The 1998-nt window shown below is 74.3% G+C and carries 2 protein-coding genes; both read left to right on the top strand.

Annotation, left to right across the window (positions count from 1 at the left end):
• The coding region (locus HW445_RS28665) for a CocE/NonD family hydrolase C-terminal non-catalytic domain-containing protein (protein WP_306673373.1) at positions 1-585 on the top strand (585 nt) is incomplete at its 5' end.
• Positions 582-1961: a YcaO-like family protein gene (locus HW445_RS28660; protein WP_180223754.1), complete on the top strand. Its 1380-nt coding sequence runs from the start codon at positions 582-584 to the stop codon at positions 1959-1961. The genes HW445_RS28665 and HW445_RS28660, both read left to right, overlap by 4 nt.
• The last annotated feature ends 37 nt before the right edge of the window (positions 1962-1998 follow it).

Raw genomic sequence — 1998 nt, 5'->3', positions numbered from 1 at the left:
GCCGATCAGTGGCTGCCCGCCACCACCGAGGGCGCGCCGTACGCGCCGGAGCTGATCCCGCTGCGCGGTTCCGCCTTCACCGCCGACCCCCGTCACCCGGTCCGCTCGGACGACCTCGCCGTTCCCCGTGAAGGTCCCCCCGACCGCTGTCTGCTCGCCACCCGGCCCCTCCCCAGCACCCTCGACGTGGCCGGACCGGCACGGGTGCGGCTGCGAGGCACCGCCGACACCCCGTCCGCCGACTGGGCCGCCCGCCTCGTGGCCCTCTTCTCCGAAGGGAACGCCGAACGGCTCGCCGTCGGCATCGTCCGGCGAGACCAACCGCCCGGTGTCGAGGACGGGTTCACCGTCGAACTCGGGCGAATCGCCCGCCGCCTCCCGGCCGGGACCCGGCTGCGCCTGGAGATCGCCGGCCACCACTTCCCCGCCCACGCCCGCAATCCCCACACCGGCGAGGACCCCGTGACGGCGGTACGGCTGACCGGCTCCCGCCGGGACGTCACCCCCGCCGGCGTGCGACTCGAGCTGTGCGTCCTCCCGTCCCCACCCGCCCCCGTCGACCCGGCCATGGAGGTCCTGCGATGACGGCGCTGCCGTTGGAATTCCTCGTCGACCCTGTCTGCGGCATCGTCCGCAAGGTCAAGCCCGTCGAGCACCCGGCGGGAGCCCCGCCCCGCTACACGGCGCTCACCGCCGAGATGTCCGACGCCCGAAGGCTCGGGCTCTGGCCCGCCGACCGGGTCTCCCTCGGCACCACCTTCGGCGATCCGGAGGGCGCCCGCATCGCGGCGATAGCGGAAGGTGTGGAGCGCTACTGCGGCAACCGGCTGCCGCCCCCGCACCACCCGCTCGCCCCACTGCGCGCCACCGCCGCCCAACTCGCGGACCAGGGACTGCGGTTGTACGGACCGGCCGACCTGCCCGCCTACGCCCCGTGGCAGTACTCCCGCCCCCGGTTCCCCTACCGTCCGCTCACCGACGACACTCCGGCCCTGTGGACCCGCGGCCTCGAGCGTCTGCCCGACGGAACCACCACCGAGGTCTGGGCTCCCGTGGCGCTCACCCACCTCAACTGGCGCCAGGGAGAGCTGCGTTCACTGCCGCGCACCCACCATCTCAACTACGCGGGCATAGCCACCGGCCAGGGCATCGACGACGCCGCGGAACGAGGGCTGCTGGAGATCGTCGAACGGGACGCCCTGGAACTGTGGTGGCATCTCGACGGACCCGCCCGCGGCATCGACCCGGCCAGTGTCCCCGGCCTCGCCGACGACCTCGCCGGGTGCGCACTCGACGTGCACCTCGTCGAGATGCCCTCCGAGTTCGCCCCCTGCATGGCCGCACTCGTGCACGATCCGCGTCTCGGCCTGTACGCGGCGGGCTTCGCCTGCAAGTACGACCCGGCCGAGGCCGCCCGCAAGGCCGTGCTCGAGGCCGTCCACACCTGGGTGTTCACCCAGGGCCTCACCGATCCCGACGGCTGGGTGTTCCAGGCCGTCGACGCCGGCCTGCTCGCCCGCGGCCTCTACCTCGACCACCGCGCCGACAACCGCTACCTCGACGCCTGCGGCGAGCAGTTCGAGCACGTACGGGACCTCGGCGCCCACGTACAGGTGTGGCTGGACCCGCGGATGGCCGCCGAAGCCCGGCGCTTCACCGAGCCCGCGCTCGGCACCGTGCCCGTCGACGCCGTCCGGCCGACCGACCGGGAGCGGCTGGAGCGCACGCTCCACGAGCGGGGCCACCGGATCATGACCTTCGACCTCACCACCGAGGACGTGGCCGAGACGCCGCTGCGGGTGGCCCGCGTCCTCGCCTCCGGACTGCTCCCCAACGCCCCCGCCGCCTTCGGCTACTTCGGCTGCCCCCGCCTCGCCGACGCCGCCGTCGGACGGGGCTGGCGCACCACCGCGCCCGCGGCCGCGGAGGACTTCACGCTGGCCCCGCCACCCCACATGTGAGGAACCGTCACCCGTGGACCACTGCCCCGACGACGGC

This window comes from Streptomyces sp. UH6 (assembly GCF_013421635.1).
Classification (GTDB): domain Bacteria; phylum Actinomycetota; class Actinomycetes; order Streptomycetales; family Streptomycetaceae; genus Streptomyces; species Streptomyces abyssomicinicus.
The sequence above is the reverse complement of the archived record's forward strand: the minus strand, read 5'-3'. Positions and strand labels throughout refer to the sequence as shown.